Annotated in this window: 4 protein-coding genes; all 4 read right to left on the bottom strand. The window is 70.1% G+C overall.

What is annotated here, in order from left to right; all coding sequences use genetic code 11:
• On the bottom strand, positions 1-581 hold a 581-nt coding region (locus G6022_RS06765; RefSeq protein ID WP_182691232.1), incomplete at its 3' end, for a sigma-70 family RNA polymerase sigma factor.
• Positions 582-588: 7 nt separating this feature from the next.
• On the bottom strand, positions 589-2,139 hold the full coding sequence (locus G6022_RS06760; RefSeq protein WP_179524469.1) for an acyl-CoA synthetase: 1,551 nt from the start codon (positions 2,137-2,139) through the stop codon (positions 589-591).
• Positions 2,140-2,207: 68 nt separating this feature from the next.
• Complete coding sequence (gene hpt / locus G6022_RS06755; protein WP_182610652.1) at positions 2,208-2,765, bottom strand: hypoxanthine phosphoribosyltransferase; 558 nt, start codon at positions 2,763-2,765, stop codon at positions 2,208-2,210.
• Positions 2,766-3,307, bottom strand: a 542-nt coding sequence (locus tag G6022_RS06750) for a TilS substrate-binding domain-containing protein (protein WP_182691230.1), incomplete at its 5' end; no start/stop codon positions are given. It abuts the gene before it with no gap.

Below are 3,307 nucleotides of genomic sequence, written 5' to 3'. Positions count from 1 at the left end.
CCGGCCACCACCACGTCCGGCGCGAGGAGCCCGAGCAGACGGGAGAACTCGCCGTCCCGGGCCGCGGCGAGGAAGGCGTCGACCACGTCCCAGTCCGCCGTTCCCTGACCGCCCGGCGGCGCCGCCACCTTGGACCGGGCCCTGGAGGCGTGCTTGCGGGCGGCGGCCGGGGTGCAGTCCAGGATCCCGGCGATGGTGGCGAAGTCGACGGCGAACGAGTCGTGGAGGACCAACGCCACCCGCTCGGCGGGGGACAGCCGGTCGAGCACCAGGTGCAGCGCCGACCCCACCGACTCGGCGAGGGCCACCTCCTCGGCGGGGTCGGGATCGGCACCCGGACGATCGGGCGCGTCCCCGGGCACGGGCACCGGCACCGCGGCCTTGAGACGGTCCAGACACACTCTGGTGACCACGGTGGTGAGCCATCCCTGCAGGTTGTCGACGGCGGCGGCGTCGGTCCTCGCCAGCCGCAGCCACGCCTGTTGGACCGCGTCCTCGGCCTCGGCCGGATCACCGAGGACTCGCGCGGCGATCCGGGTGAGTCTCGGTCGCTCGCGTTCGAACTCGCCGGTCAGGTCCATCGGCGCCTCAGGCGACGGTTCCGCTCGTGTAGCGGTCGAGGATCCGGCGCTTGACCAGTTTCCCGGTGGGCGTGCGGGGTAGCTCGTCGACGAAGTCCACCGCCCGCGGGATCTTGAAGTCCGAGATGTGGCCGCGGAGCGATCCGAGGATCTCCTCGCCCAGGTCGGGGTCGTCGGCGCGGTCGGGAGCGGGCACCACCACGGCGTGGACCTTCTCCCCCATCTCCTCGTCCGGGATCCCGATCACCGCGACGTCCTCGACCGCCGGGTGCAGCGCGAGTGCGTTCTCGATCTCCTGCGGGTAGATGTTCACGCCGCCGGAGATGATGGTGAACGCCTTGCGGTCGGTGAGGTAGAGGAAGCGGTCGGAGTCCAGGTAACCCACGTCGCCGAAGGTGGACCAGTTGGGGTGCTCGGGGTGGAAGACGGACGCGGTCTTGTCCGGATCGCCGTGGTAGGCGAAGGTGCCCTCGTCCTGCTGCCAATAGATGGTGCCGATCTCGCCGATGGGCAGCTCGCGGCCCTCCTCGTCGCAGATGTGCGCGATGCCCTTGAGCCCGTCGCGGCCCACCGATCCGGGGCGTTCGAGCGCCTCCTGCGAGTTGATGAACGTGATCCCCATGCCCTCGGTGGCCGAGTAGTACTCGTGGATCACCGGGCCCCACCACTCGATCATCCGGCGCTTGACCTCGGGCGGGCACGGGGCGGCGGCGTGGATCGCGTGGGTCATGCTGGACACGTCGTAACGCATCCGCGTCTCCTCCGGCAGCTTGAGCATGCGCACGAACATCGTCGGCACCCACTGCGAGTGGGTCACGCGGTACTCCTCGATGAGGCGCAGTGACTCCTCGGCGTCGAAGCGGTCCATGAGGATCACGGTCCCGCCGACGGAGTTGACCACGCCGCAGAACCGCAGCGGGGCCGCGTGGTACAGCGGCGCGGGGCACAGGTACACGCTGTCGGCGTCGAACGCGTAGAGGAAGCTGAACACCGGGGTGTAGACGTCGGGGACCTCGTCGATCTGCCCCTCCGGCGGGTCCACGCGCACGCCCTTGGGCCGTCCGGTGGTGCCGGAGGAGTAGAGGAAGTCGTGGCCGCGGGGCTGGTCGGCGGGCGGATCAGTGGGCTTGTCGGCCAGCAGTTCTCGGTAGTCCGCGAACCCGTCGAGCGACCCGCCGAACACCACCCGGTGCTCGACGTCGGGGTGCGCGTCCGGGGACAGGTCGACGTGGTCGGCCACGGGAGCGGAGACGAAGAGGGCGCGGGCACCGCAGTCCCCGATGATGTAGGAGGACTCGTCGGCCGTCAGGTGATGGTTGATGGCGGCGATGTAGAGCCCGACCCGCAACGCCCCCCAGTAGATCTCGACCATTTCGAGGGTGTTGTCCGAGACCACGGCGATGGTGTCACCGGGGCGCAGCCCCCAGTCGTCGGTCAGGACGTGCGCGAGCTGGGCCGACCTGGCCTCGAGCTCGGCGTAGGTGATCTGCTCGCCCGTCGCGGGGCGGATCACGGCGGGCTTGTCGGGCGTGGTGGCGGCGAAGGTTCCCGGGAACATGTCGCCAGGCTAACCGCCTCGCGTGACCTGGATCACGAAATTGCCAGACATGTGTCCAACAGCGTCGGTCAGGAGTACATGCGAGGGTGCAGCCGGCCGATGTACGGCAGGTCGCGGTACCGCTCGGCGAAGTCCAGGCCGTACCCCACCACGAACTCGTTGGGGATGTCGAACCCGATCTCGAGGATGTCCAGGTCCGCCTTGACCGCGTCGGGCTTGCGCAGCAGGGTGACGATCTCCAGCGAGCGCGGATTGCGGGTGCGGAGGTTGCGCATCAGCCACGACAGGGTCAGGCCCGAGTCGATGATGTCCTCCACGATGATCACGTCGCGGTCCGCGATGTCACGGTCGAGGTCCTTGAGGATCCGCACCACTCCCGAGGAACTGGTGGAGGAGCCGTAGGAACTGACCGCCATGAACTCCAGCTCGGAGGGGATGGTCAGCGCCCGGGCGAAGTCGGAGACGAAGATCGCCGCGCCCTTGAGCACGGCGACCAGCACGACCTCCTGTTCGGAGTCCCGGTAGCGCTCCCCGATCGTCGCGCCCATCTCGGCGATCCGGTCGCGGATCACATCGGTGTCGATGAGCACCGACTCGATCTCGTCGGCGTACTTGTCCGTGCTCATCTACGTCCCCGCTCCACTCGCCCGGTCGATCTCGAGGACCACCTTTCCATGCCGTCGCCGAGCGACCAACCTGCCCCGGCCCGCCGACACACCCGACCCGTCCGGGCCCGTGCCCCCCACCGCCACTCCCCCCTGCCCGTGCCAGTCCGTGACGAGGGCGGCCACCGATGACAGGTGCGCGTACGTGGGCGAGGGGCAGCCGTGGGCCAGCAGCCATCGCCGCAGGACCCGGGTCAGCACAGCTTGCGTGAGCGGCTCGAGGACGGAGACGTCCAGCACGCCGTCTCCGGAGACGGGCACGGCGGCGGCGAGACGGTCCAGCTCGTCGTCGTCGGTCCGGAGCAGCTCCGCGGTCCGCGCCAACCCCTCTGCCACCCCGCCCCCCAGGACGTCCTCGAGGAGCGGGAGCACCTCGTGGCGTAGTCGCACGCGGGTGAAAGCCGGGTCGACGTTGTGCGGGTCGTCCCACCAGTCCAGGCCCAGTGCGCGGCAGGCGGCGCGGGTGTCGGTCGCGCGCACGCCGAGCAGCGGGCGCCCCCACG

Source organism: Dietzia sp. Cai40 (assembly GCF_014145165.1).
Taxonomy (GTDB): domain Bacteria; phylum Actinomycetota; class Actinomycetes; order Mycobacteriales; family Mycobacteriaceae; genus Dietzia; species Dietzia natronolimnaea.
Note: the sequence above shows the minus strand (reverse complement) of the source record. Positions and strands in the feature narration are given on the sequence as shown.

Excerpts from the sequence above, each read along its gene's own strand:
- hpt (WP_182610652.1), bottom strand. The coding sequence starts at position 2,765 with ATGAGCACGGACAAGTACGCCGACGAGATCGAGTCGGTGCTCATCGAC.
- G6022_RS06760 (WP_179524469.1), bottom strand. The coding sequence starts at position 2,139 with ATGTTCCCGGGAACCTTCGCCGCCACCACGCCCGACAAGCCCGCCGTG.